Origin of the sequence: Streptomyces sp. AcH 505 (genome assembly GCF_000818175.1) — a bacterium.
In the GTDB taxonomy this organism is placed as follows: domain Bacteria; phylum Actinomycetota; class Actinomycetes; order Streptomycetales; family Streptomycetaceae; genus Streptomyces.
On record NZ_JTIY01000001.1, the window covers coordinates 4,095,014 to 4,120,024 of the forward strand.

Sequence of the window (25,011 nt, forward strand, 5' to 3'; positions counted from 1 at the left end):
GGGGGCGGCCGGGGGGGGGGCTCCACGGAGGAGCTGGGCTCGTGGTGACGGCTGCTTGGCCGGGCGGCGGGTGCCACGCACCAGTTGCATGGGGGGACTCGGCCCGGCTCGGCGTCCACCCAGGCCGGGCAGCGGCTGAGACTCATGCCCCGCTGATCACTGGAGGTGGGTCCGGGGCGGGAGGGTGCCCCGGCTTGGGTAGTGGGGCCGGGCATCGGGCCGGTGAGCGGGGCGGGTGTGACTGGGGTGACGGTGGATGGTTCGTGGGGCGGCCATCCGGCGCCTTTTGCGTCCCGTGTTGCGTTAAGCGCACCACGGAGGGTGTCAGGCCGCTGAGATGGCCCCGGGCCGGGTGTTTCGTGCGGGGCGTGGGGCGACGGGTGTTCTATCGGCCCGGCGGTCCTGGTCTCGGTGGGGTCGGGTGGGTCCAGGGGCCGTACCCGGGCCCGTCGGTGGGGCGGATGTGACACGAGTGCTCGGTGAGGCCGCCGGCGGGTGCCTTTTGCGTGGGTGGTTGCGTTAGATGCGCTGCGGGGCGTATCAGAACGGCGGGACAGCCAGGCGATGGGGCGGGTGTGACTGGTGGGGCAGGGGTGCGCTGGTGGGGATGCCTGACAGCCGATTCGCGCGGGTGGCGGGCGCCTCAACCCACGACGGCCCCCTGCCGTAGCCCACTTCCACTCCGTGGGATCCCCGACACCGGCCCATTCTCCTGGGTGCGCTCCGCAGCGCGCGGAATGCAACTCCCCACGCATAAGAGGCCGGACCGCCATCCCACGGGTCCAGTTCTGCCCCATCAGTCACACCCACCCCGCCTCCCAGGACCCTCCGCCCGCCCAAGCGCTCTATGGCGCGCCTAACGCAACACGGGACGCAAAAGGTGTCCGACGGCCGTCTCACGAGCCATCCCCCGTCACTCCAGTCACACCCACCCCACCCACCGGCCCGATGCTCGGCCCACCTACCTCCGCCAGCAGACCATCCCGACTGCTCCCACCCCAGAGTGACCGGCGGGGCATGAGTCTCAGCCGCTCCCCGGTGGGGGCGGACGCCGAGCTGACCGGAGTCCCCCCATGCAACTGCCGCGTGGCACCCGCCAGTCGGCCAAGCACCCGCCACCACGAACCCAGCTCCCCCGTGGAGCCCCCCGGCCGCCCCCCCCAGCCTTCCCTTGCGGTGGAGGGCCGGGCGTCAAGGGTGAAGCGCAGCGCAATCGGCGCAGCCGACGCGACGAAGGAGCGCCCTTGACGCCCGGACCGCAACCGCGACACTCAAACCTCAGGGGCGGCCCTCCGACCAGCTAACTTCCCGGTCCGCACAGGTCCCGGCTCATGCCGCCCTGACCCGCACCCACCGCCCCACAGTGGTCAGCGGGGCATGAGTCGCAACCGACCACCCCCCGTGCTGGACGCCGAGCCAACCCGAGTCGCCCCACGCCACTGCCGCCTGCCGCCTGCCGCCCGGCACCCGGCAGCCGGGACCACGAGCCCGTTCCTCCGCCGACCGCATCGGGCATCCATCCCCGGGTACTCGCAACGCGACCGCACAGCAGGGGCGTTACGGAGCAGGGGGTGGCGTTGTGGGCTACGCGAGGGTTGAGCAGGGGAGCGTGCAGACGGATACGCAGGGGAAGCCGCCCCGGCGGGATCGGTGGTGGGTGTTCGCCAGTGTCGCGCTGGTGCTCTGGGTGGGGTTGCGGTTGGCGTTCTCCGGGCTTGATGCCTGGCCCGGGGCCGTGATCGGCGGGATCGTATACGCCGGGTGGATGTCCTGGTGGATCGTCCGGCGGCGCCGGGCCGACGCCGGGTCCGTCGGGGTCGACTCGGCCGCCGTGCCCGCGCTCGACCGGCGCATCATGAAGGGGGACATCCCCGACGACCCCGCCGAGCGGCAGGCCATGGCCCGGCTCGCGCGGCGGCGGCGGGAGAAGCTGACGCGGGCGCGGGGGTGGGCGTTTCCGCTGCTTGCCGTGATGGTCTTCGGCGGGTCCGCGTTCTGGTTCGCCGTCGGCGAGTATGTACGCGGCGGTGTGATGGCGGCCTTCGGCGTCCTGTTCCTCGGCTGGCTGGTGTGGATGAACCGGCGCGCCCTGCGCCGGATCGACCGGGTCGAGAGCCGGCTCAGGACAGCTACTCCTTGATCGCCGTTCCCGCGCCGCTCACCCGCACCCGCGCGTCGCCCGCCCGTAGCTCCACCGTCAGTACCCCCGGCCGGCCCATGTCCTCGCCCTGGTGCAGGGTGAGGACCGCGTCGGCCGGTACGGCGCCCAGTTCGCGGGCGTACGCGCCGAACGCCGCAGCGGCCGCGCCCGTCGCCGCGTCCTCGACCACGCCGCCGACCGGGAAGGGGTCGCGGACGTGGAACACCGACTCCGATGCGCGCCAGACCAGTTGGACCGTGGTCAGGTCCCGCCGGTGCATCAGCGCCGCCAGCCGGTCGAAGTCGTACGAGAGGTCCGCCAGCCGTGCGCGGGTCGCCGCCGCCAGCACCAGGTGGCGGGCTCCGGCGAAGGCGATACGCGGCGGCAGGTCCGGATCGAGGTCCGTGGCGGGCCAGTTGAGCGCGGCCAGGGCTTCCCGTACGTCCTCGTCGGGCGCGGCCTCGACATGCGGCTCCACGCTGGTGAGCGTCGCCCGCAGCGCGCCGTCGGTCTCCGTGACCGTCACAGGTACGGTGCCCGCCCGCGTCGCGAACACCAGGTCGCCGGGGCCTGTCCGCTCCGCCAGGGCGAGGGCCGTCGCGACCGTCGCATGACCGCAGAAGGGCACCTCGGCCTTCGGGCTGAAGTACCTGATGGTGAACGCCCTGCTGGGCTCGCCGAGTCCTGCCGGGGGCGGCGTCAGGAACGCCGACTCGCTGTAGCCCAGCTCGGCGGCGATCGCCAGCATCCGTCCGTCGTCAAGGCCGGTGGCGTCGAGGACGACGCCCGCCCGGTTGCCGCCCTCCGGGGTGCTGGAGAAGGCGGTGTAGCGAAGGATCTCGGGGCCGTCAGTCGCGTCGGCTACTGGATGTTCCGTCATGTGTCGCGCAACTGTCGCGGGCAAGGATCCATTCCCGTCCCCTCAGCCGCGCCCCACGTACGGCATCGTCGTCGCCAGCACCGTCGCGAACTGGATGTTCGCCTCCAGCGGCAGCTCCGCCATGTGCAGGACCGTCCGCGCGACGTCCGCCGCGTCCATCACCGGCTCCACCGCCAGCTCGCCGTTGGCCTGCGGCACACCGCGCTGCATCTGCGCCGTCATGTCCGTCGCGGCGTTGCCGATGTCGATCTGGCCGCAGGCGATCCGGTACGGGCGGCCGTCCAGCGAAAGGGACTTCGTCAGCCCGGTCATGCCGTGTTTGGTCGCCGTGTACGCCACCGAGTTCGGCCGGGGCGCGTGGGCCGAGATCGAACCGTTGTTGATGATCCGGCCGCCCTGCGGGTCCTGCGCCTTCATCAGCCGGAACGCGCCCTGCGCGCACAGGAAAGCGCCGGTCAGGTTGGTGTTCACGACCTTCTGCCAGGCCGTGAAGGGCAGTTCGTCCAGGGCGTAGCCGGCCGGCCCGAACGTGCCCGCGTTGTTGAACAGCAGGTCCAGCCGCCCGTACCGCTCACGCACCGCTGCGAACAGCGCGTCCACGTCCTCCGGGACCGACACGTCCGTGCGTACGGTCAGCACGTCGGCGGCGGACTGAGCGGCGGACCCGGCGGCAGCCGCAACGGCCGCCGCCGTCTCCTCCAGCGTCTCGGTGTGCCGTCCCGCCAGCACCACCGACCAGCCCGCGCCGCTCAGCACCGGCGCCACGGCCCGTCCGATGCCCGAGCCCGCTCCCGTCACCACTGCGATCTTCTGCTTGGCGTTCATGGCCCCGCAGCGTACGGGACCGGGGCGCCCCCGACCGGGACACACGCGCCCCGGCGATACGGAACGACCCCGACTACGCGTCCACCGGGAACCGCACGCCCACTTGCTCCCGCACCCGGTCCAGCGTCCGCATCACCGCGAGCGTCCCCGCCTGCGGGATCAGCGGCGAATCCGTCTCGCCCGCCCGCAGGCAGCGCATCACCTCGGCCGCCTCGTGCTGCATCCCCGCCAGCTCCGAAGCCTCGCCGGCCGCCGTGTACTCCACCGGCTCCTCACCCTCACGGCGCAGCACCAGCCGGTCCGGGTTGAAGAACGCCGAAGCGACCTCGATACGCCCCTCCGTGCCGGTCACCGTCGCCGTCGTCGGCGTGGCGCCCGTCACCGAGCAGCTCAGCAGCGCCGTCGCGCCCGAGTCCCAGCCCAGCAGCATCCCGGTGTTGAGGTCCACGCCCTCCGGGGAGAGCAGCGCATCGGCCTGCACCCGGTCCGGTTCGCCGAGCAGCAGTTGCGCGAAGGACACCGGGTAGACGCCGAGGTCGAGGATCGCGCCCCCGCCCAAGTCGGGGTTGCGCAAGCGGTGTTCGGGAGCGAACGGGCCCTGCAGGCCGAAGTCGGCCTGGACCGTGCGGATGTCGCCGATCGCGCCGTCCCGTACCAACCGCACCATCCGGCGGATCACCGGGTTGCAGTACATCCACATGGCCTCCATCAGGAACAGGCCGCGCTCGCCCGCGAGCGCCACCAGCTCCTCGGCCTCGCGGGCGTTGATGGTGAACGCCTTCTCGCACAGCACCGGTTTGCCCGCCGCCAGCGCGGCGCCCGCAGCCGCCCGGTGCGCCGAGTGCGGGGTGGCGACGTAGACGACATCCACCTCGTCGTCGGCGAACAGGTCCGCCCACGCCCCGTACGCGCGGGGGATCCCGAACCGGCCGGCGAACTCCTTCGCCGGGGCCTCGCTGCGCGATGCCACCGCCACCACCTCGGCGTCCGGCAGCGCCTGGACGTCCTCGGTGAACCGCGCGGCGATACCACCGGTGGCCACGACACCCCAGCGCACCTTTTGTTCGTGTCCCGCTCGTACCGCTGTCATCAACGCCTCATTAACTGGTTCTGAACCACTCCGCCGCTCTGAGAGCATAGATAGTCGATTCAACTACATGGAGACGCGGATGCCGGACGGCGGCCAAACCACTCGTGAACGACAAGGACGGATACCGCGCCGGCGGCAGCAGGAATCCAGCCAGAAAGCCACCAGTACGCCCGCAACCCGCCGCGTAGGTCTGCTGGTCACCCTCGTACTCGGAGGGCTCACGGCACTGCCGCCGCTCTCCATGGACATGTACCTCCCGGCGCTGCCCGCGGTCACCCGCTCGCTGGGCGCGCCCGCCGCGACCGTACAGATCACCCTCACCGCGTGCCTCGCGGGCATGGCGCTCGGCCAGATCGTCATCGGGCCGATGAGCGACCGCTGGGGGCGGCGCAGGCCGCTGCTGCTCGGGATGGTCGTCTACATCTTCGCCACCGCGATCTGCGCCCTCGCCCCCAACACCGAACTCCTCATCGGATTCAGGCTGTTGCAGGGGCTCGCCGGATCCGCCGGTATCGTCATCGCCCGCGCCGTGGTGCGTGACCTGTACGACGGCATCGAGATGGCGCGGTTCTTCTCCACCCTGATGCTGATCTCCGGTGTCGCGCCGGTCATCGCGCCCGTGCTCGGCGGCCAGGTGCTGCGGATCACGGACTGGCGCGGGGTGTTCGTGGTGCTGACCGTCGTCGGCATCCTGCTCACGCTGGTCGTGTGGAAGTGCCTGCACGAGACGCTGCCGCCGGAGCGCCGGCACAGCGGGGGAGTGGGGGCCGCCCTGCGCACCATGCGGTCGCTGCTGGCCGACCGGGTGTTCAGCGGCTATCTGCTGTCGGGCGGGCTCGCCTTCGCCGCGCTGTTCGCGTACGTGTCGGCCTCGCCGTTCGTGGTGCAGGAGATCTACGGGGCGTCGCCGCAGATGTTCAGTCTGCTGTTCGGCGTGAACTCCATCGGCCTGATGATCGTCGGGCAGATCAACGGCAAGATCCTGGTCGGCCGCGTCAGCATGGACAAGGCGCTCACCTTCGGCCTCGGGGTGGTCGTCGTCGCGGCCGTGTCGTTGCTGCTGATGACGACCGGGGTGTTCGGGGACGTGGGCCTGTTCCCCGTCGCCGCCGCGCTGTTCGTCCTGATGTCGGCGATGGGGCTCGCGATGCCCAACACCAACACGCAGGCCCTGATGCGCACCCCGCACGCCGCGGGTTCGGCCTCCGCCCTCATCGGCACGTCCTCGTTCCTCATCGGGGCCGTGGCCTCGCCCCTCGTCGGGATCGCCGGCGAACACACGGCCGTCCCGATGGCCGTGGTCCAGGTGGTCTGCGCGGTCGGGTCCGTCGCGTGCTTCTTCGGTCTGGTACGGCCCTGGCAGCGCAACCGGCCACCGGCGGGAGCCGTGCCCGCCGCGTGAAGGGCCGCCACGCAGCGGGGCCTCGTAGCCCTCGCACGTAGCCCTCGCGGTCAGCCGCGCTCCGGGTACCCCGTCAGGTGCGGTACGTCACGGGCGTCCGTCCAGCGGAACAGGCCGACGCCCGCCGCCTCTCCCACCGGCAGCCGCACATTGGCCGCCAGCGCCTCGGGGGTACCGGCCGCCAGGTCGACGGAGAAGGGGATCCCGCTGCCGGCCGCCGCCTCCGGCACGCTCAGCGCGTTCTTCGCGCCGTACGCCGTGCCGTAGTCCGTGACCGCGGTCAGGGTCAGCGGTGCGGTGCCGTCCGGCTCCTCGAAGCAGCGGCCCGTCCTCGCGTCCACGTCGAAGGCGAGCCGCCCCGCGATCAGGAAGTGCCCGCCGGGCGACGCCAGGAGGCGGGGGTCGTCGCCCGGTTCGATCGCGGGTTTGCGGCAGCTGACCCGGGCGACGGCCTTGCCGGTCGACGCGTCGTGCAGGGCCCAGATCTCGTGTGTGGCCGCGTCCTTGGCGCTCTTGGGGCGCTGCCACTTCGCGAGTACGTAACCGGCGGCCGTCGAAGCGGCCTTACCCGTCGCCGGGTCGGCGCCGGCCGGTGCGACCGTACGGCTGGACCAGCCGCCGCGCACCCAGAACCCGCCGTCGCCGCCCACCAACAGGCCCTTGGCGGTGACGCCTCGCACCTCGGTGAGTCTGCGGCAGCCCGGACAGTCCTTCGGATAACCGAGCTTGCTCTGCGGGACCTTGGTCACGCTGCCGTCGGCCGGGTCGACGACCGCGCTCGTCGCCCGCCCGTCGGTGATCAGGATCCCGGGCCCGTCGGCGGAGACCGTCGGGTCACCGGACCACGGCACCTCGACATGGCGCCGGGAGCCGTCGGCCGCGTCGTACACGTCGAGGGAGACGACGGAGTCGGACGGAGTCGTCCCGCGCGGTTCGAGCTTCCCGTACGACCAGGTCGCGACGTACTCGGCGGCGCCCTTCGTGACGGACAGCAGCCCGGGGAAGCGGTCGGGGTAGCGGTCGGCGGCGAACAGCGGTCGCCACGGCGCACCGGTCCAACGGGGCTTGCCCGTCGCGTAGTCGAGCGTGCGCAGCCGGAACCGGTCGGCGCCGGAGCGCTCCAGCGAGGCGACGGTGCCGGCCGTCGCCGCGAGCGCGTAGTCGGGGGAGACGCCCGCGATGTCCCAGCCGCGCCCCGTGTCGTACGAGGGCGGCACGGTCAGCCGCGTGGCGGGCGCCGCGCCCGGTGCGGCGCCCGACGCGGGCGTCGGACCGCCCGAGCCGTCCGAACCGCCCGCGCTCCCCGGACCGTCCGAGCCGTCGCCCTTTCCCCCGCCGCCGCACATGGCGACCAGGAGCAGCAGCGCCAGCACGGTCACCCCGGCCACCAGGGTCAGTCGTACGACGCGCTGCCTCATGGTCCCCCCATGGTCCCGATGGCCGTCAGAGTAGCAACTTCCTCACTGTTCGCAGCAGTTCGATCCCGTACCGTTACGTCCGTGCCGTTATGCGCCGGACGCCCCGTCCCGACCCCCTACGATTCGGTGGTGAACGACGCGACCCACTCCACCGCGGAAGCCCTGCGTGCCGCGCTCGCCGGACTGCTCGACGGACTGCCGCCCAGCCAGGCCGCGCAGGCCGTCGACCGGCTGATCGCCAACTACCGGGGCACCACCCCGACCGACGCGCCCCTGCTGCGCGACCGGTCGGACGTCGCCGCCTACGCCGCGTACCGGATGCCGGCGACGTTCGAAGCCGTACGCGCGGCGCTCGAAGCGCTGGCGGACGCGGCCCCGTACTGGGAGCCGGCGAGCCAGCTCGACGTCGGCGGGGGCACGGGCGCAGCGGTCTGGGCCGCCGAAGCGGTCTGGGAACAGCGGCCCGGGACGGCCCCGGACGGGAGCGAGGGCGGGACGCCCCGGACGACCACCGTGCTGGACTGGGCCGCCCCCGCGCTCGACCTGGGCAGGGAGTTGGCGGCCGGGTCGCACGCCGTGGGGCCGCGGACCGCCGAGTGGCGGCGGGCGAGGATCGGCGGGGCGCTGAAGCTTCCCGAGGCCGATCTGGTGACCGTCTCGTACGTGCTGAAGGAGCTGACCGAACGGGACCGCGCCGCGCTCGTCGACGAGACGGCGCGGGCGGGACAGGCTGTGGTGATCGTCGAACCGGGCACCCCCGACGGCTATCTGCGGATCATCGAGGCCCGTGACCAGCTGATCGCCGCCGGGCTGCGGGTCGTGGCGCCCTGCCCGCACAGTGGCCGCTGCCCGATCGAACAGGGCACGGACTGGTGCCACTTCGCCGCCCGGGTCAGCAGGTCGTCGCTGCACCGGCAGGTGAAGGGCGGCTCGCTGCCGTACGAGGACGAGAAGTTCAGCTACGTGGCGGCGGTGCGCTTCGACGCGCCGCCGGTCGACGCGCTTCCCGTAACGGCACGGGTGATCCGCAAGCCGCAGATCCGCAAGGGGCAGGTGCTGCTCGACCTGTGCACCGTGGACGACGGGCTGCTGCGGACGATCGTCGCCAAGCGGCAGGGGCCGCTGTACCGGGCCGCGCGTGACACGGCCTGGGGCGACGCCTGGCCGCCGGACACCGACTGAGACAGATGCCCTGCGACCGCCCGTGCGGCCCCAGGCGGGACTATGCTGCGGGAGACGCCCGAGACCCCGGCGGCCGGTGGTAGGGCGTTGTGAGACGCAGCCGCCGGAGCACACCCGACCGGACGCACGTCGGAAGGATCGGAAGCCCGGTTCGTCCGCGACAGTCGACCGGCGGGTCTTCCGAACCGAGGCGTCATGCCGCAACCCCAACTGACTGTCCGTCGACACGACAGTACGGACCGGACGTTGCTCACTCTGTCCGGAGAAATCGATCTGGACATGGCCGCGTTGGTAAGCGAGTCGGTCCAGGGGTGCCTGAACGACGGCGTGCTGACCGTCGACATCGATCTGTCCGACGTCACCTTCTGCGACTGCAGCGGGCTCAACTCGTTCCTGCTCGCCTCGCTCAACGTCACCGAAGCCGGTGGTGTCCTGAGGCTTTGTCGTCCACAGCCGCTGACGTACCGGGTCATCGAACTGACGGGCTGTGAATTCCTGCTCGGCGGGCTGCCGTTCGCCCGTCCGGCCGCGCACGTGCCGTCACCCCGTGACCCCGCGTGGCACGCGGCGGCGGGCTGCTGAGACATGCCGGTCCGGCCCGGCTCACCGGCGACCAGGACGCCGGTGAGCCCAGGTGGCAGCTCAGGCCCCGGGTCAGCCCCGCAGCTCCTGCGTGCAGCACTTCACGCTGCCGCCGCCCTTGAGCAGCTCACCGAGATCGATGCCGACCGGCTCGAAGCCGCGCTCCCGCAGCGGCTCGTACAGTCCGACGGCCGCCTGCGGCAGCAGTACGTGACGTCCGTCACTGACCGCGTTCAGACCGAGCGCCGCCGCGTCCTCCTCCGCCGCGATCAGCGCGCCGGGGAAGAGCCGGGCGAGCACGGCCCTGCTGCCCGGTGAGAAGGCGCCGGGGTAGTACATGATCTCGTCCGCCGCCTCGTCCAGCACGCACAGCGCGGTGTCCAGGTGGTAGTAGCGCGGATCGACGAGATCGAGCCCGATCACCGGCCGCCCGAAGAACTCCTGGGCCTCGCTGTGCGACAGCGGACTCGACCGGAAGCCGCGCCCCGCCAGCACGTACGAGCCGGTCACGGCGAAGTCGCCCTCGCCCTCGTTGATGTGCGCGGGTTCGCGTACGTCGGCGTAGCCGCGGGAGCGGAACCACTCCAGATGGATCTCGGCCTCCCGTACGCGCTCCTCGTAGGCGAAGCGGGCACCGAGCACGCGCCCGTCGATGACGGTGGCGCCGTTCGCCGCGAACACCATGTCGGGCAGTTCGGGGCGGGGCTCCAGCAGGGAAACGGAGTGGCCGAGGGCCAGATAGCGGTCGCGCAGGTCCTCCCACTGGGCGAGGGCGAGCGGCAGGTCCACCGGCTTGGCCGGGTCCATCCAGGGATTGATCGAATACGTCACCCTGAAGTGGGCCGGCGGGCACATCAGGTACCGGCGGGGCGAGGCTTCACGAGGCAATGTGGGCTCCTCACGAGCGATGGTGCGCACGACATTGTGCGTGAGAGCCATGGTCCGCTCCGAGCGGCCGGACCGCTGTGATCCGATCGGGTGGTTCGTGTCCCGCAGCCGCCCGTACCGGTACCGCATATCAGTACATAGTCCGTGATGAACCCCCGCCCGGCACCTCGGCCCGCGCCCCCCGGTTGGGGAGAGCGGCCCGCCGGGTAGCAGGATGGTGCGACCATGGCAGTGTCCGCAGGGGCGAGTGCGAGGGTTGTGAGGGGATACATGGGCGACGATTTCGGCCGTTATCGCGGCACGGACGGCAGGATTCCCCAGTGGCTGCGACGCCGCCCCAAGAAGGCCGCGGCGGACTCCGCCCGCGAGGGCGAAGCAGCGGCCAGGGAGGGACTGCTCCTCGCCGTCGCCGAGGCCGGTATGCCCATCGCCCCAGCGGCGCACCCGCTCGGTTACCGGTGTTCGTGCGAGCGGATCGGCTGTCCCACCCCGGCGCGGCACCCCATCTCGTTCGCCTGGCAGACGCAGTCGACCACCGACCGCGCGCAGATCGAGCGCTGGGCGCGCAACCAGCCCCTGGCGAACTTCATCACGGCGACCGGCATGGTCCACGACGTGCTGGACGTCCCCCTCGAAGCGGGCAGCAGGGCGCTGGAGCGGCTGCTGGACGCCGGTGTCGACGTCGGGCCCGTCGCCGATTCGGGCGGCGACCGGATGCTGTTCTTCACCGCCACCCGCGGCACTCCCGAGGAGGAGGACGAGTGGTGGCCCTGCGAGCTGGACTGCCATCCCGAGACGATGGACGAGCACCCGGGCCTGCGCTGGCACTGCCGGGGCAGCTACGTGCTCGTACCGCCCGCCCGGCTGCCCGGTGAGCTGGCCGTGGGCTGGCTGCGCGGCCCCGAGCATCCGCTGCCCGATCCGCTGTCGCTGCTGGAGACGCTGACCGACGCCTGTGCCCGGTACGCGGGGGAGAACGGCGAGCTGGACCCGCACGCGGTGGCCTGGCCGCTCGGCCGCTGAGCGCCGGCCCCGCGGCCCGCCGACGACCGCGCCCGGACCCCGACGAGCCCTTCGGCCGGCGTTACGAGCCCTTCGCTCCCGTGATGCCCTGGAGCCGGCCCGCCACGATCACCTGCGACGGGTCGGCGCCGCGCTTGGGTACGTACACGGCCGCGCTCGACACCGACTCCTGCGTGACGGTGTTCGTCACCTCGCCCGTCATCAGCGCGGCCACGTCGGCGCTCACCTTCGGCCGGTAGCCCTTCGCCGCCGTCTGCCGCTCGAAGAACCGCGTGGTGAGGAACACCAGCGCGCCGCCGTCCTCCGTGGCGAGACCCAGCGGCTCGAAGTCCCCACCCGTCACCGGCTGGTCGATGTACTGCGTGGTGAGCCCCGGCAGCCTGGCGTCCTTCGCGCGGTCGGCACGCCACCCGTCGGTGTGCGGACCCTTCGCGAAGGTGTCCGGCTGACCGCTCTTCAGATACGAGGCGTACTGGCCGCTCAGCTCCTTGGGAGGCACCGTGGTCGCCGTGCTGTCCGCCGGCACCGGCTGCGCCCAACCGTCCTTGTCCGTCTTGAACTTCGGGATCTCGTCGGGGGAGAGGATCGTCAGATACGCGGCCTGCCACGGCTCGCTCACACTGTGCCGCAGGAACACCAGCACCCAGCTGTTGTCCCCGGGGCCGCTGTCCCGGTCGCGGTTGCTGTCGGCGACCGCGACGAACCACCGCGGCCAGCCGGCCTTCTTGGGGATGGTGAAGACCGGGTCGGTCAGTTCGAGGTCCTGGTGCCCGGCGTTGCCGTCGGGGCTCGTGATGCTGCGCGCCTTGAGCCCCGCCTGGTTGATCGCGCCGAGCGCGCCGGTCACCCGGTTCGCGTCGAGCGCCGGATCGTACGCCTTGTCGGCCGCGTTGTACGCGTCGGTGAACTGCGCCAGCGCCTTGGCGGCCTCACTGCGCTGGACCGCCGGAAGAACCGCCAGCTCCCCGTGCACCGTCACGCACCCGCTCGCCGCCAACGACAGCACCGCCGCCGTCGCGACCCCCGCCGCTGCCCGAATCGGCCTTCTCATCGGTCGCCTTCTGCTCCTTGACCCCACCCCGCGCTGACCGTCCGAACCCTACCGGGGCGAGGAACAGGGCGAGCGTCGGGATCAGATACACCAGCCACACCACGGCCTGAACGACCGTCGGATCGGGCTGGAAGTTGAAGACGCCCTTCAGCAGCGTGCCGTACCAACTGTCCGGCGGGATCGTGTCACTGATGTCGAAGGCCGTGTGCGTCAGTCCGCCGAGGATGTCGGCCTCCTGGAGGTCGTGCACGCCGTACGCGACGACGCCGGCGGCGACGATCACCAGCATGCCGCCGGTCCAGGTGAAGAACTTGGCCAGATTGATCCGGATCGCGCCCCGGTAGAAGAGGTATCCGAGCACGACGGCGGTCGCGATGCCGAGCACCACACCGAGCAGCGGCCCGTGGGTGCCGTCCTGCGACGCCCGCACCGACGCCCAGACGAACAGCGCCGTCTCCAGGCCCTCGCGGCCGACGGCGAGGAAGGCGGTGGCGACCAGCGCGCCCGTACCCATCTGGAGCGCGGTGTCGAGCTTGCCGTGCAGCTCCGACTTCAAGTGCCGCGCCGTGCGCCGCATCCAGAAGACCATCCACGTCACCAGACCGACGGCGACGATCGACAGCGAACCGCCGAGCGCCTCCTGCGCCTCGAACGTCATCTCCTGCGAGCCGTATTCGAGCCCGAAGCCGAAGCCGAGCGCGATGACGATCGCGACGGCCACCCCGATCCAGATCGGGCGCAGCGCGTCACGCCGGCCCGTCTTCACCAGGTAGGCCACCAGGATGCAGACGACGAGACTGGCCTCAAGACCCTCGCGCAGACCGATGAGATAGTTGCCGAACACGGCGGGACCTTTCTGCTCAGGAGATGCTCAGGACATCAGGGCCCGGCCCCACCAGTCGTCCTTGTCACGGACGCCCGGCGGGATCGCGAAGACCGCTGAACCCACGTGCTGGATGTACTCGTTGAGCGCGTCGGTGCGCGCGAGGCGCGTCTGTACGGGGATGAAGGCGTCGCGGATGTCGCGCTGGTACGCGAGGAAGAACAGCCCGGCGTCGAGCCGGCCGAGTCCGTCCGTACCGTCGGTGAAGGAGTAGCCGCGGCGCAGCAGCCTGGCCCCGCTGTTGGTGTCGGGGTGGGCGAGACGTACGTGCGAAGTCGGCGGCAGGGCTTTGAGGTTGGGCGCGTCACGCTCGTGCGCCTTGCCGTAGGCGGCGCCTTCGCCCTTGTCGCGGCCGAAGACGTCCTCCTGCTCCTTGAGCCCGGTGCGGTCCCAGATCTCGATACGCATCGAGATCCGCCGGGCCACGAGGTAGGAGCCGCCGGTCATCCAGCCGGGGCCGTCCTTCTCCGGCACCCAGACATGGTTGTCCAGCGTCTTGGTGTCGGTGCCCGAGATGTTGACCGTGCCGTCCTTGAACCCGAAGAGGTTGCGCGGGGTCTGGGCGTCGGGGGTGGTCGACGACGTCTTGCCGAAGCCCAGTTGGGACCAGCGGATGGCGACCTTGCCGAAGCCGATCCTCGCCAGGTTGCGGATCGCGTGCACCGCGACCTGCGGGTCGTCGGCGCATGCCTGGACGCACAGATCGCCGCCGCTGCGCGCCGGGTCGAGGTTGTCGCCGGGGAACTTCGGCAGGTCGGCCAGGGCGGCCGGGCGCTGTCCTTCGAGCCCGAACCTGCCCTTGGCGAACAGGCCAGGGCCGAACCCCACGGTCAGGGTGAGCCGGGACGGGCGCAGTCCGACCGCCTCGCCCGTGTCGTCCGGCGGCGCCTCGTCGATGCCGCCGAAGGCGCCTTCCCCGATGGTGCTGCCGGCGGTCAGCCGCTCGGCGGCCCGGGTCCAGTCCTTCAGCAACTGGACCAGTTCCGCGCGGTCTTCGGTCGTCACGTCGAACGAGGCGAAGTGCAGCCGGTCCTGGACGGCGGTCGCGATCCCCGCCTGGTGCGCGCCGTGGAAGGCGACGGCGGCGCCCGTATCGGCGGCGGGCGCCGCCGAGTCATCACCCCCGTCGCTCAGCGCCGCGACCGTACCGCCGGCCGCCGCGGCGCCGAGCGCGAGCCCGGCACCGCCCCAGCCCAGCAACGAACGGCGCGACGGGGACGACGAGTTGGTCTGCTCGTCCATCGTCGGCTCTCCCCTCTGCTTGGTGACGGCGCTACTTGGTGACGGCCGCCGCGAGCTTCGAGAGCGGCTCGGCGAGCGCGTTCACGCCGTTGGAGAGCTCCTTGCGCTGCGCCTTGGTGACCTTGTCGTAGGAGACGAAGCCGTCGGGGCTCGACGTGCTGCGGTACTTGTCGAGCAGCGTGCCGATCGCGGTGAACTGCTTGTCCAGCTCGGTGGTCAGCGCCGGGTCGTTCTTCGACGCGATGGGCTTGAGCAGTTCGTACGCCTGCTGGGCGCCTTCGACGTTCGCCTTGAAGTCGGACAGGTCGGTGTGGCTGTAGCGGTCCTCCTCACCCGTGACCTTCCCCGAGGCGACCTCGTCCAGCAGCTCCTTGGCGCCGTTGGCCATGGAGGTCGGGGTGATCTCGGCCTTGCCCACGCGCTGCTGCCAGTCGGCGAGGTCCTTGTCCAGCTGGTCGGCGAGCGGCGTCGCGTCGGAGCCGAGCTTCTTGTCCTGCCAGAGCTGCTTCTCCAGCGCGTGCCAGCCGGTCCACTTCTGGCCGGCCTCCAGGCCGTCGGCGCGGGTGTCCGTCTTCGGGTCGATGTCACCGAACGACTCGGCCACCGGCTCGGTGCGCTCCCAGCCCACCCGGGAGAGCGCGAACGCGTTCTTCGCCGCCTCCAGATCACCGGCGCGCACGGCGTCGGTGAACACCTTCACCTTCGGCAGCGTCGCGTCGGCCTGCTCCTGCGCGTACTTGCGGTAGCCGGCGACGGCCGCGTCCATCTCCGGGCTGCGCTGGGCCGCTGTGCCGCCGGTGACGGTGACCTTCTGGCGTATGCCGTCGCCCTTCATCCCGGGGATGCAGGCGATCTCGTACGAACCGGCCTTCACCTCTGCGGTGATCTTCGCGCTGGTGCTGGGGCCGAGGTTCTCGCGCTCGGTGACGATCCGGTCGTCGGGGAAGAGGAGTTCGACCTCGGTGACTCTGGAGCCCTTGTTCTCCACGGCCAGCTCGACATGGCCCGAGGGGAACGACTTCTTCGAGACGGTGCAGGAGTCGTCCTTTGCGGTGACCTGGATCGAACCGCTGCCGCCGCTGGAGGCTTTCGAGTCGCTCTTGTCGGCGCAACCGGTGACGGCGGTCAGAGCAGCCAGCGCGGTGGCTGCGGTGACGACGGAGAGGCGGACGGGGCGCATGCGGAACTCCACAATGGCTGGAAGAAGTAGGTGGCACAAGCAGGTGAGGCAGACCTAACTTAACGAAGGCTTACCTGACCGGAGGGCGTCCGTCCAGTGATACGCATCTCACTCTTCGCCGCTTTCGGCCGAGGGACACAGTGCGGTCACGGTCTGCCGTGGGTCGTCCCAGAATCAGGTCAAGCACCGGTCAAGAAGGCGGTTTCGGCGCGCGCTCGGGGATCACGAGCGGTGTCCCCGTGCGGGGGTGCGGAAACACCTCGACGGGCTGCCGGTAGACCCGGCTGAGCAGTTCGGCGTCGAAGGTCGCGGCGGGCGGTCCCTCGGCGGCGATCACGCCCTCGTGCAGGACGGCGACCCGGTCGGCGTGCGCCGCCGCGAGTCCCAGATCGTGCAGGACGACCACGACGGCGTCCCCGGCCGCCGCCCGCTCCCGGCAGATCCGTAACACCAGTTCCTGGTGGCGCAGATCGAGCGCGGCCGTCGGCTCGTCGAGCAGCAGCAGCGGTGTCCGCTGGGCGAGCACCCTCGCCAGCGCGACCCGGGCCCGTTCGCCGCCGGAGAGCGCGGAGAAGGGCCGGCCGGCGAACGCGGTGACCTCGGTGGCCGCCATCGCCTCCGCGACGGCCGCCTCGTCCTCGTCCGCCCGCTCGGTGCCCGCCCAGGGCGCCCGGCCCATCCGTACGACATCCCCGACGGGGAACGGGAACGAGAGGGTGGCGGCCTGGGGCAGCACGGAGCGGCGCAGGGCGAGTTCGGCCGCCGACCAGCCGGCGGCGGGACGGCCGCAGAGCCGTATCTCGCCGTCCGCCGGGGGCACGTCACCGGCGAGCGCGGCGAGCAGCGTCGACTTGCCGGCGCCGTTGGGTCCGACGAGCGCGAGTACGTCACCGGCGCGCACCGCCAGATCGATTCCGCTGAGCACGTTCTTGGCGGGCGCGTCCCTCGTGGGTACGGAGCGTGCGCCGAGCCGCACATGGAGCCGGGCGGCTTCGGCGACGGGCGCGCCGGGGGAGGGGCGTTCGGGCAGCGCCAGCCCGCGCGCGTCGCCGAAGAGACGGTTGAGGATCATGCCCAGCCGCCCTGTCCGCGCCGGGTCCTCCGGAGCAGCCAGAAGAAGAACGGGCTGCCGAACAGCGCCGTCAGCACACCCAGCGGAAGCTCGGCGGGCGCGGCGACCGTACGGGCCGCCAGATCGCCCGCCACCAGCACCAGCGCGCCGCCAAGTGCGCTGCCCGGCACCAGGAACCGGTGTCCGGGGCCGTGCGCCATCCGCAGCAGGTGCGGTACGAGCAGTCCGACGAAGGTGATGATTCCGGCCACGGCCACGGCGGCGGCCGTGAGCAGCGCGACCACCAGGACCAGCACCACCCGCAGCCGTTCCACATCGACCCCGAGATGGCGGGCGGGCCGCTCGCCGAGCGCGAGCAGGTCCAACTTGCCCGCGGAGAACGGCGCCACGGCAAGACCCGCCAGCGCGCAGGGCAGCACGGCGAGCACCTTCGGCCAGGTCGCCTGCGCCAGCGAACCGAGCTGCCAGAAGGTGATCTGGCTGATCTGCGCGCTGTCGGCGAAGAAGATGAACAGACCGATCAGCGCCCCGGCGAACGCGTTCACCGCGATACCGGTGAGGATCAGGGTCACCACTTCCGTACGGCCGCCGGAGCGGGACAGCGCGTACACCAGCAGGACGGTCACCAGCCCCGCCACGAACGCGCAGACGGTCACCGTCCAGTTGCCGAAGAAGGTCAGGCCCAGCGCGATCGAGGCGACGGCGCCGACGGCCGCCCCCGACGAGATGCCGATGACGCCGGGTTCGGCGAGCGGATTGCCGAACACCCCCTGCATCAGGGCCCCGGCGCAGCCGAGCGACGAGCCGACGAGCAGTGCCAGCACCACACGCGGCAGCCGTACGTTCCACAGGACGCTCTCGCCTACCCGGTCCAGCGGGGTTCCGCCGAGCCCCAACCGGTGCTGTACGGAGGCCAGTACGTCGCCGAAGGGGATGTGGTACGCGCCGATGCCGGCGGAGAGCAGCGCGAGCACCAGCAGCGCGGCGAGCATCCCGCCGGTCAGCAGCGCGGTGTTACCGGGCAGGCTCACGCCGCGCGCGGGGGACGTGCGTGACGCCGGTCGTGGCCCCGGTCGTGACGTCGATGTCACGGCCCGTCACATCCCGTCCGGGTAGAGCTGGTCGACGACCGACCTCAGCACCTCGTCGGTGCGCGGACCGTAGTTGAGCAGGACGCCGTCGTCGACCGAGACGATCCTGCGGTCCATCCCCGCCGGGGTCTCGGCTACACCGGGGATCTTGACCAGCCCTTCGGGGCCGCCCACGGACTCAAGTCCCTTGGTCATGACGAGGATCGCGTCGGGTGCCGCCTTCGCCAGCGCCTCGCTGGTGATGGCCGTGAAGTCCTTCCGCAGCCCGGACGCCTTGCCCGCGTCGACGGCTCCCGCCGCTTCGAGCAGCGAACTCGCCCCGGATTCGGCGCCCCCGAGCAGATATACGGACGCCGAGCCGCGCAGATAGAGGAAGGCGACCCGGGGGCTGCCGTCCTTCCCGTGCGGCGGAATGTCCTTCCGCACGGCGGCGATCCGCCGCTCCGTACGCTCCTTGAGCGCGGTGCCCGCCGCCTTGACGCCGAGGGCCGCCGCCACGGTGTCGATCCGGGGTCCGACGTCGGCGAGGGACTTGGCCGGCTTCACGACGAGCAGCGGGACACCGGCGTCGCGTATCTGGTCGACGGCCTCGGCGGGTCCCGTGGTCGTGTCGGCGATGACGAGGGTGGGACGCAGGGAGAGCACGCTCTCCGCCGAGACGTCGTGCGCCCGTGTCACCACCGGCAGTTGGGCCGCCTGCTCGAAGGTGGCGGTGATGTCACGGGCCACGACGTGCTTGCCGAGGCCCAGGGTGAAGACGATCTCGCTCAGCGAGCCGGTGAGCGGCACGATCCGGTCGGTGGAGGTGACGGTGGTCCTGCCGCCGTCGGCGGAGTCGACGGTGACCGGCAGCCGGGGTACGGGGGTTGTCGCCAGCGGCTCGACCCGGTCGGCCGGGCGGGCGGCGGCGCTGCCACTGCCACTGCCCGCGGCTGTGTCACCACCGTCGGCGCCGCAGCCGGTCGCGGTCATGGCGAGGGCGAGCACCGAGACGAGTGCACCCGCCAGGCGTGATCTGCGCACGGAGTGCACCGTCCTGTTCCTGTGGTGGCGGAGGGTTCCGCTCTGGCTCGAATGTAGCTTAGGTTAGCCTTACCTTCCTAGCGAGTCCCGCATCTCTCACGCCCTCCAGGAGCCATGTCATGCTGCCCTTCAGACCCGTGCGCGTACTTGCCGCCGCACTGCTCGTCGCACTGCCGGGAGCGCTGCTCCCCGCGGGCAGCGCGCAGGCGGCGGACCGTACGGTGCGGGGCGGCAGACTGGTCTGGGGCATCAAGTCCTCGTTCCAGAGCTATGTCACCGGGCCCATCGCGAACGGGAGTTGGAGCCTCACCGGAGGTGCGGCGACCGTCGGCGGCAGCCAGTTCCAGTTCCACTCGGCCACCGGCTCCTACGACCCGGACAGCGGCACGCTCCGGGCCGGCTTCTCCGGCGGCGTGCACTTCCTCGGCCACCGGAAGACGGACGGCTCGTACGAACTCGACCTCACCATCAGCCGGCCGACGGTGCGGATCTCCGGCGGCGCGGGCACCCTCTACGCGGACATGACCAGCAAGGCCAAGGGATCCGGCCGGGTCAGCACGGCAGCCCAGGTCCCGCTCGCCACCCTCGGCATGGCCGGGATCAACATGCGGGGCGGCTCGACCCCCGTCACCCTCAACAACCTCCCGGCCAGGCTCACCGGGCAGGGCGCCACCGCCTTCGCCGGGTACTACACGGCCGGTACCGCGCTCGACCCGGTCAGCCTCTCGGTCGACACACTGACTCCCGCCAAGCCGGCACCCGCGACGACCTCGGCGCCGGAACCGGGCACACCGAAAGCGCGCACACCGAAGAAACACACCACCGGTGCCTTCCGGACGGCGGCCGTCGACTGGGGCGTCCGCCGCACCTACCGCGAGTACGTCACCGGCCCCATCGCCAAGGGGAAGTGGACGCTGAGCGACGGCGCACAGGACGGCGGCGCACTGTTCCGCTTCCCGCGCGGGAAGGGCAGCTACGACCCGGCAGGGCGCACACTCGACGCCGCCTTCGCCGGCAGTGTCCGCTTCCAGGGCGCCGGACTCGACCTGACACTGACCAAGGTCACCGTGCGGGTGAAGGACGGCACGGGCACACTGTCCGCGAACGCCGTGCCCCTGGTCACCTTCCCGGCCGAGGACATCACCGCCAAGAAGGGGCTCGTCAGCCTCGACGAGGCTCCCACCAAGCTCACTTCGCGCGGCGCCAAGGTCTTCGGCTCCCTCTACGAGGCCGGCACGGCGATGGACCCCCTGTCGCTGGCCGTCGCCGTCGACACGAAGGCGCAACTGCCCGCACTGCCCGACCTCGGCAGCGACACCACCCTGGCCGCGTCGGCGGCGCCGTCCGCTTCGCCGCAGGCCACCACCGGCCCCACCGAGCAGCCCGCCGAAGCCGCGTCCTCCTCGCCGTCCGTCGGCGCCGGGACCTACGCGGCGATCGGCGCCGGTCTGCTCGTCCTCGCGGCGCTCGGCGTGTACGTCGCCATCAGGCGCCGCACCGCGCGCTGAGCCCGCACGCAGCACCCCCTCACACATCACGTCACACCACCTCAGAGGAGAACCCCGAACCATGGCAACCACCGCCCGCCCGATAGCCCTCGCCGCCGCCGTAGCGACGGTGACCGCCCTGGGAGCGACGGCCTTCGCGCTCCCCGCGTTCGCGGCCGGCAGACCCGCCGCCGCGCAGGCGGCGCCCGCCGCCGCACCGAAGCTGGAGCTGACCGACTCCACCCTGGACTGGGGGCTCAAGCAGTCCTTCCGCTCCTATGTGACCGGCATCGCCGCAGGCACCATCACCCCGTCCGACGGCGCCACCCAGGCGGCCGGCAACGGCGCCTTCACCTTCGGCAACGGCACGGGCTCCTACGACCCGGCCACCCACAACGTCAGCACGGACTTCGACGGCGCCGTGCGCTTCTCCTCGGCCGCCCACGGCTTCGACATCAAGGTCGCCGACGTCAAGCTCGTCACCGAGGGCACCACCGGCGCCATCCAGGCGGACGTCACCCTCAACGGCGCCACCCAGGACGACATCGACCTCGCCTCGATCGACCTGGCGGGCGTCCGCCCGGAGACGGCCGACGGCGCGATGGTCTTCAAGGACATCCCGGCCAAGCTGACCGCCGACGGCGCGAAGGCGTTCAACGGCATGTACGCGGAAGGCACGGCGCTCGACCCGGCCACGCTCGCCGTCCACTACGCGACCCCCGAGCCCGACCCGTCGCCGACGGTCACCGACCCCGGCACCGACCCGGACCCCACCCCCACCGAGACCGCGCCCACCGACCCGCCGGCGACCACGAAGCCGACCCCGACGCCCACCGGCTCGACCCCGGTCCCGCCGCCCGCTTCGCAGCCGGCGGCCGTGGACGGCGCGATCGTGGACGGCAACCTCGACTGGGGCGTCAAGGAGTCCTTCCGTACGTACATCACGGGCCCGATCGCGGCCGGCAAGGTCGAACTCGCCGCAGGCGCCACGCAGTCGGGCACCGCGTACCGCTTCCCCAAGGGCGCCGGCACCTTCGACGCGTCCGAGCAGAGCCTGGCCGCGTCCTTCGGCGGCAGCGTCCGCTTCCTCGGTCACCAGGAAGCAGGGGAGTACGTCCTCGACCTCACCCTCAGCGGCTTCCAGGTCGCGGTGAAGGACGGCAAGGGCACGCTCGTCGCCGATGTCGCCACCAAGGACCGCGAGACGCACAAGGTCTCGACGTACCAGGGCCTCACCTTCGCCACGCTCGACCTCCCGGCCGGTGAACTGGCCGCCAAGGACGGCGTGCTGACCCTGAGCGCCGTCCCCGCGACCCTCACCGCCGACGGCACCGAGGCGTTCGGCGGGATGTACCCGGCGGGCACGTCCCTCGACAAGCTGACGCTCGCGGTCTCCCTGGACGCGGGCGCCGACCTCCCGGGCGGTACCGGCGGCAGCGGCGGCACGGACGACCCGTCCGGCAGCACGGGCGGCTCCGGCACCGGCGGCAGCACCGGCAGCGGCTCGGTCGGCGGCAGCGGTCTGACGACCGACACCGGCGCCCTCGCCTCCACCGGGTCCGACCTTCCCACCGGCGCCCTCCTCGGTGCGGCGGGAGCCATCGCCGCCGCGGGCGCGGCCGTCGTCTTCGCCGCGCGCCGCCGCCGTACGGCACCGCACGCAGGCTGAACCAACAGCCGGCAGGCAGCACGAGAACGGCCGCACCGCGCGAGAACCGGCGGTGCGGCCGGTCACCCCGTGGTGCTTCAATGCCGGGGTGACTGACATCGACGTGCTCCGCGTCTTCTGCGCCGCCGACGGCCGACACGGCAACACGCTCGGCGTCGTGCGCGAGGGCAGGAACCACCCCGACCAGGCGTCCCGGCAGGCCATCGCCGCCGAACTCGGCTACAGCGAGACGGTGTTCGTGGACGACCCGGAGCGCGGCGTGGTGGACATCTACACACCGGGGCTGCGGCTGCCGTTCGCGGGACACCCACTGGTGGGTGTCGCCTGGCTGCTCGACGTCGAAGCGGTCAACCCGCCGGCGGGCGAGGTGTGGGTGCGCCAGGACGGCGAGTTCACCTGGATCACCGCCCGGCCCGAATGGGCCCCGCCGCGCGAGCTACAGCAGTACGGCTCCGTCGCCGAGGTCGAGGCACTGCCGGCGCCGCCGCCCGGCGAAGGCTGGCTCTACGCCTGGGCCTGGCAGGACGAGGCGGCGGGCCGGGTCAGGGCCCGCGCCTTCCCGCGCCGGGACGACGGCATCGTTGAGGACGAGGCGACGGGCGCGGCGGCGCTGCTGCTCACGGATCGGCTCGGCCGCGCCCTGAACATCACCCAGGGCCGCGGCTCCCAGCTCATCACGGCGCCCGCCCCGGACGGCGAGATCGAACTCGGCGGCCGGGTCCTGCTGTTGGGGCCCGCGGGCGACCCGGCGTAGCCGCGCGTCCGCGCGGCCACGCCCGGTACGCTCACGCGCTGCGTGAGAAGGAAGCGGTCAGCTCGGCGAACACGGCGCCGTTGAAGTCGAAAGCGCGCTTGCACTCCTCGACCATGCGCCGCTTCTCCAGCTCGTCGGCCGCCACCGCGTCGAGCATCTCGCGGTAACCCCGCTTGAAGGCAGCCGGGTTGGTGATGGACTCGAAGACGTAGAACCGCACCCCGTCGCCCTTGCGGGCGAAGCCCCAGGTCTTCTCCGCCGTGTCGCGGACGATCTGGCCGCCGGACAGGTCGCCGAGGTAGCGCGTGTAGTGGTGGGCCACATAGCCGCCCGGCCAGGTGCGGGCGCACTCTTCTATGCGCGCCGCGTACGTGGCGGTCGCCGGCAGCGGCTCCAGGCCCGTGCGCCAGTCGGCGCCCCGCAGATACGCCAGATCGCGCTCCAGCTCGGGGGTGCGGGCCAGTTCCGTCCGGACGAAGGGGCCGGCCACCGGATCGTCCGCGAGCAGGTCGGTGGCGCGTTCCAGCGCCCCGTAGACGAACCACAGTTGCTCGGTGTACCGGGTGTACGCGTCCACCCCGAGCCCGCCGTTGAGCATGTCGGTCATGAAGGTGGAGGTGTTCGTCCGGGTGTGCTCCTCGTGGGTGGCCTCGCGCAGGAGTGTGGAGAACGGGGTGGCGGTGGCGGTTGCGTCCAAGGCTGGCCTCCGGGGCCGAGAGGTGCGGGAGCAGGCGAACGCGCCTGCGCCGGCGGCACAGTGTGCCGCCAGCACCGATCCTCTAACTTAGGCTTACCTAAGTCAACAGTTTCCCGACGTGCTGTCGGTAAGACTCCCGCCCGGCTCCCACCGCCACCCGGTGTCCGGCTCAGGGCAGCGTGAGGATTTCGACGCCCGTCGCCGTGACCAGCAGCGTGTGCTCGAACTGCGCCGTCCGCCTGCGGTCCTTCGTCACGACTGTCCAGCCGTCGTCCCACATGTCGTAGTCGTACCCGCCGAGCGTCAGCATCGGCTCGATGGTGAAGGTCATGCCCTGCTTGATCACGGTCGTGGCCTGCGGGCTGTCGTAGTGCGGGATCACCAGCCCCGAGTGGAAGGAGGTGTTGATGCCGTGCCCGGTGAAGTCCCTGACCACGCCGTAGCCGAAGCGCTTCGCGTACGACTCGATGACGCGCCCGATGACATTGATCTGCCGGCCGGGCCTGACGGTCTTGATCGCGCGGTTCAGCGACTCGCGGGTCCGCTCGACGAGCAGCCTCGACTCCTCGTCCACATCGCCGCAGAAGTAGGTGGCGTTGGTGTCGCCGTGCACCCCGTGGATGTAGGCGGTGACGTCCAGATTCACGATGTCGCCGTCCCGCAGCACCGTGGAGTCCGGGATCCCGTGGCAGATCACCTCGTTGACGGAGGTGCACAGCGACTTGGGGAAGCCCCGGTAGCCCAGCGTCGAGGGGTAGGCGCCGTGGTCGCACATGTACTCGTGGGCCACCCGGTCCAGTTCGTCCGTGGTCACCCCGGGCGCGATGTGCTTCGCCGCCTCCTCCCGCGCGTCGGCGGCGATACGGCCCGCGATCCGCATCCGCTCGATGATCTCGTCGGACTGCGCCTCGGGTCCGGTGTACCGCGCCGGCATCGGTTTCCCGACGTACTCGGGGCGCCGGATGTTTCCGGGGACGGAGCGTGCGGGAGAGAGCTCCCCTGGTACGAGCAGCGACTGGCCAGACATAACAAAGAGTCTATCCAGCGTTCGAACGCCCCTCATGGGGCAGCATGGCGTCGAGGGAAGGAATGAAGATGGCCCTGTTCAAGAAGCGCACAGCCGGCAAACCCGGCGAGTGGTACTACTGCCTGCAGCACAAGAAGGTCGAGGAGGGCCCCGACTGCCCGGCCAAGGACCGGATGGGGCCCTACGCCTCCCGCGAGGAGGCCGAGCACGCGATGGAGACGGCGCGCGAGCGCAACGAGGAGTGGGAGAGCGACCCGCACTGGCACGACGCGAACCGCGGCGACGGCCCGGCCTCCTGAGCCCGGCCTCCCGGGTCCCGACCTCCTGAGCCCCGGCGTCCCGGGTTCCCGCCGAGGACCCTCAGGCCTCCGCGCCCGCCACCGGCGCGACCACGGCCGGCGCAGC

23 protein-coding genes are annotated in these 25,011 nt (G+C 71.8%); 9 read left to right on the forward strand and 14 right to left on the reverse strand.

What is annotated here, in order from left to right:
* The first annotated feature begins 1,657 nt into the window (after window positions 1-1,657).
* Entirely contained in the window at window positions 1,658-2,140 is a 483-nt protein-coding gene (locus HY68_RS18735; RefSeq protein ID WP_241778615.1) for a hypothetical protein, read from the forward strand.
* Here HY68_RS18735 and HY68_RS18740 read toward each other — a convergent pair.
* The 3 genes from HY68_RS18740 to HY68_RS18750 all read right to left on the reverse strand — a co-directional run bounded on the left by HY68_RS18740 (window position 2,130) and on the right by HY68_RS18750 (window position 4,935).
* Window positions 2,130-3,020, reverse strand: a complete 891-nt coding sequence (locus tag HY68_RS18740) for a PhzF family phenazine biosynthesis isomerase (protein ID WP_041990390.1) — start codon at window positions 3,018-3,020, stop codon at window positions 2,130-2,132. The genes HY68_RS18735 and HY68_RS18740 overlap by 11 nt on opposite strands.
* A 42-nt stretch (window positions 3,021-3,062) precedes the next feature.
* The gene (locus tag HY68_RS18745) at window positions 3,063-3,845 is read right to left on the reverse strand and encodes an SDR family oxidoreductase (RefSeq protein WP_041990392.1); all 783 of its coding nucleotides are present in this window, start codon (window positions 3,843-3,845) and stop codon (window positions 3,063-3,065) included.
* A gap of 73 nt (window positions 3,846-3,918) precedes the next feature.
* Complete coding sequence (locus HY68_RS18750; RefSeq protein WP_041990394.1) at window positions 3,919-4,935, reverse strand: Gfo/Idh/MocA family oxidoreductase; 1,017 nt, start codon at window positions 4,933-4,935, stop codon at window positions 3,919-3,921.
* A gap of 79 nt (window positions 4,936-5,014) precedes the next feature.
* Here HY68_RS18750 and HY68_RS18755 point away from each other — a divergent pair, with 79 nt between their 5' ends.
* On the forward strand, window positions 5,015-6,337 hold the full coding sequence (locus tag HY68_RS18755; RefSeq protein WP_041990395.1) for a multidrug effflux MFS transporter: 1,323 nt from the start codon (window positions 5,015-5,017) through the stop codon (window positions 6,335-6,337).
* 50 nt (window positions 6,338-6,387) lie between these two features.
* On the opposite strand, the gene HY68_RS18760 is transcribed toward HY68_RS18755, so the two are convergent.
* Entirely contained in the window at window positions 6,388-7,755 is a 1,368-nt protein-coding gene (locus tag HY68_RS18760; protein ID WP_041990398.1) for a hypothetical protein, read from the reverse strand.
* Window positions 7,756-7,884: 129 nt separating this feature from the next.
* On the opposite strand from HY68_RS18760, the gene HY68_RS18765 reads away from it, so the two are divergent.
* Both HY68_RS18765 and HY68_RS18770 read left to right on the forward strand, forming a co-directional pair.
* A complete protein-coding gene (locus tag HY68_RS18765) occupies window positions 7,885-8,937 on the forward strand; it encodes a small ribosomal subunit Rsm22 family protein (RefSeq protein WP_041990399.1) in 1,053 nt (350 codons plus the stop codon).
* A gap of 195 nt (window positions 8,938-9,132) precedes the next feature.
* On the forward strand, window positions 9,133-9,519 hold the full coding sequence (locus HY68_RS18770) for an STAS domain-containing protein (protein WP_041990401.1): 387 nt from the start codon (window positions 9,133-9,135) through the stop codon (window positions 9,517-9,519).
* 72 nt (window positions 9,520-9,591) lie between these two features.
* Here the strand turns inward: HY68_RS18770 and ddaH are convergent, their stop codons facing one another.
* Window positions 9,592-10,458 (reverse strand): dimethylargininase, encoded by an 867-nt coding sequence (ddaH, locus tag HY68_RS18775; RefSeq protein WP_347560506.1) that lies wholly within the window; start codon window positions 10,456-10,458, stop codon window positions 9,592-9,594.
* A 219-nt stretch (window positions 10,459-10,677) separates the two neighbouring features.
* Between ddaH and HY68_RS18780 the strand changes: the two genes are divergently transcribed.
* On the forward strand, window positions 10,678-11,430 hold the full coding sequence (locus tag HY68_RS18780; RefSeq protein WP_041990403.1) for a bifunctional DNA primase/polymerase: 753 nt from the start codon (window positions 10,678-10,680) through the stop codon (window positions 11,428-11,430).
* 61 nt (window positions 11,431-11,491) lie between these two features.
* Here the strand turns inward: HY68_RS18780 and HY68_RS18785 are convergent, their stop codons facing one another.
* The 7 genes from HY68_RS18785 to HY68_RS18810 all read right to left on the reverse strand — a co-directional run bounded on the left by HY68_RS18785 (window position 11,492) and on the right by HY68_RS18810 (window position 18,921).
* Window positions 11,492-12,436 (reverse strand): hypothetical protein, encoded by a 945-nt coding sequence (locus HY68_RS18785; RefSeq protein ID WP_241778778.1) that lies wholly within the window; start codon window positions 12,434-12,436, stop codon window positions 11,492-11,494.
* The gene (gene efeU, locus HY68_RS40820; RefSeq protein ID WP_078863675.1) at window positions 12,360-13,325 is read right to left on the reverse strand and encodes an iron uptake transporter permease EfeU; all 966 of its coding nucleotides are present in this window, start codon (window positions 13,323-13,325) and stop codon (window positions 12,360-12,362) included. Before efeU ends, HY68_RS18785 begins: the two co-directional genes overlap by 77 nt.
* Window positions 13,326-13,352: 27 nt before the next feature.
* Window positions 13,353-14,606 carry an iron uptake transporter deferrochelatase/peroxidase subunit gene (efeB, locus tag HY68_RS18790; protein ID WP_041990407.1) on the reverse strand — a complete coding sequence of 418 codons (1,254 nt, stop codon included), beginning with the start codon at window positions 14,604-14,606 and terminating at the stop codon, window positions 13,353-13,355.
* 31 nt (window positions 14,607-14,637) lie between these two features.
* Window positions 14,638-15,786 (reverse strand): iron uptake system protein EfeO, encoded by a 1,149-nt coding sequence (gene efeO / locus HY68_RS18795; protein ID WP_041990409.1) that lies wholly within the window; start codon window positions 15,784-15,786, stop codon window positions 14,638-14,640.
* A gap of 190 nt (window positions 15,787-15,976) precedes the next feature.
* On the reverse strand, window positions 15,977-16,858 hold the full coding sequence (locus HY68_RS18800) for a heme ABC transporter ATP-binding protein (RefSeq protein ID WP_041990411.1): 882 nt from the start codon (window positions 16,856-16,858) through the stop codon (window positions 15,977-15,979).
* Entirely contained in the window at window positions 16,855-17,889 is a 1,035-nt protein-coding gene (locus tag HY68_RS18805) for an iron ABC transporter permease (RefSeq protein ID WP_041990413.1), read from the reverse strand. The genes HY68_RS18800 and HY68_RS18805 overlap by 4 nt, the downstream gene beginning before the upstream one ends.
* A 66-nt stretch (window positions 17,890-17,955) precedes the next feature.
* Window positions 17,956-18,921 carry an ABC transporter substrate-binding protein gene (locus HY68_RS18810; protein ID WP_078863961.1) on the reverse strand — a complete coding sequence of 322 codons (966 nt, stop codon included), beginning with the start codon at window positions 18,919-18,921 and terminating at the stop codon, window positions 17,956-17,958.
* 170 nt (window positions 18,922-19,091) lie between these two features.
* Between HY68_RS18810 and HY68_RS18815 the strand changes: the two genes are divergently transcribed.
* The 3 genes from HY68_RS18815 to HY68_RS18825 all read left to right on the forward strand — a co-directional run bounded on the left by HY68_RS18815 (window position 19,092) and on the right by HY68_RS18825 (window position 22,882).
* The gene (locus HY68_RS18815; protein ID WP_041990417.1) at window positions 19,092-20,480 is read left to right on the forward strand and encodes an HtaA domain-containing protein; all 1,389 of its coding nucleotides are present in this window, start codon (window positions 19,092-19,094) and stop codon (window positions 20,478-20,480) included.
* Window positions 20,481-20,541: 61 nt separating this feature from the next.
* On the forward strand, window positions 20,542-22,128 hold the full coding sequence (locus HY68_RS18820) for an HtaA domain-containing protein (RefSeq protein ID WP_041990419.1): 1,587 nt from the start codon (window positions 20,542-20,544) through the stop codon (window positions 22,126-22,128).
* A gap of 88 nt (window positions 22,129-22,216) precedes the next feature.
* Entirely contained in the window at window positions 22,217-22,882 is a 666-nt protein-coding gene (locus HY68_RS18825) for a PhzF family phenazine biosynthesis protein (protein ID WP_041996544.1), read from the forward strand.
* A gap of 31 nt (window positions 22,883-22,913) precedes the next feature.
* Here the strand turns inward: HY68_RS18825 and HY68_RS18830 are convergent, their stop codons facing one another.
* Together HY68_RS18830 and map are read right to left on the reverse strand one after the other, a co-directional pair.
* A complete protein-coding gene (locus HY68_RS18830) occupies window positions 22,914-23,579 on the reverse strand; it encodes a biliverdin-producing heme oxygenase (protein WP_041990421.1) in 666 nt (221 codons plus the stop codon).
* 169 nt (window positions 23,580-23,748) lie between these two features.
* Window positions 23,749-24,606: a type I methionyl aminopeptidase gene (gene map, locus HY68_RS18835; RefSeq protein ID WP_041990423.1), complete on the reverse strand. Its 858-nt coding sequence runs from the start codon at window positions 24,604-24,606 to the stop codon at window positions 23,749-23,751.
* 68 nt (window positions 24,607-24,674) lie between these two features.
* Between map and HY68_RS18840 the strand changes: the two genes are divergently transcribed.
* Window positions 24,675-24,905, forward strand: a complete 231-nt coding sequence (locus tag HY68_RS18840; protein WP_041996546.1) for a hypothetical protein — start codon at window positions 24,675-24,677, stop codon at window positions 24,903-24,905.
* Window positions 24,906-25,011 lie beyond the last annotated feature (106 nt).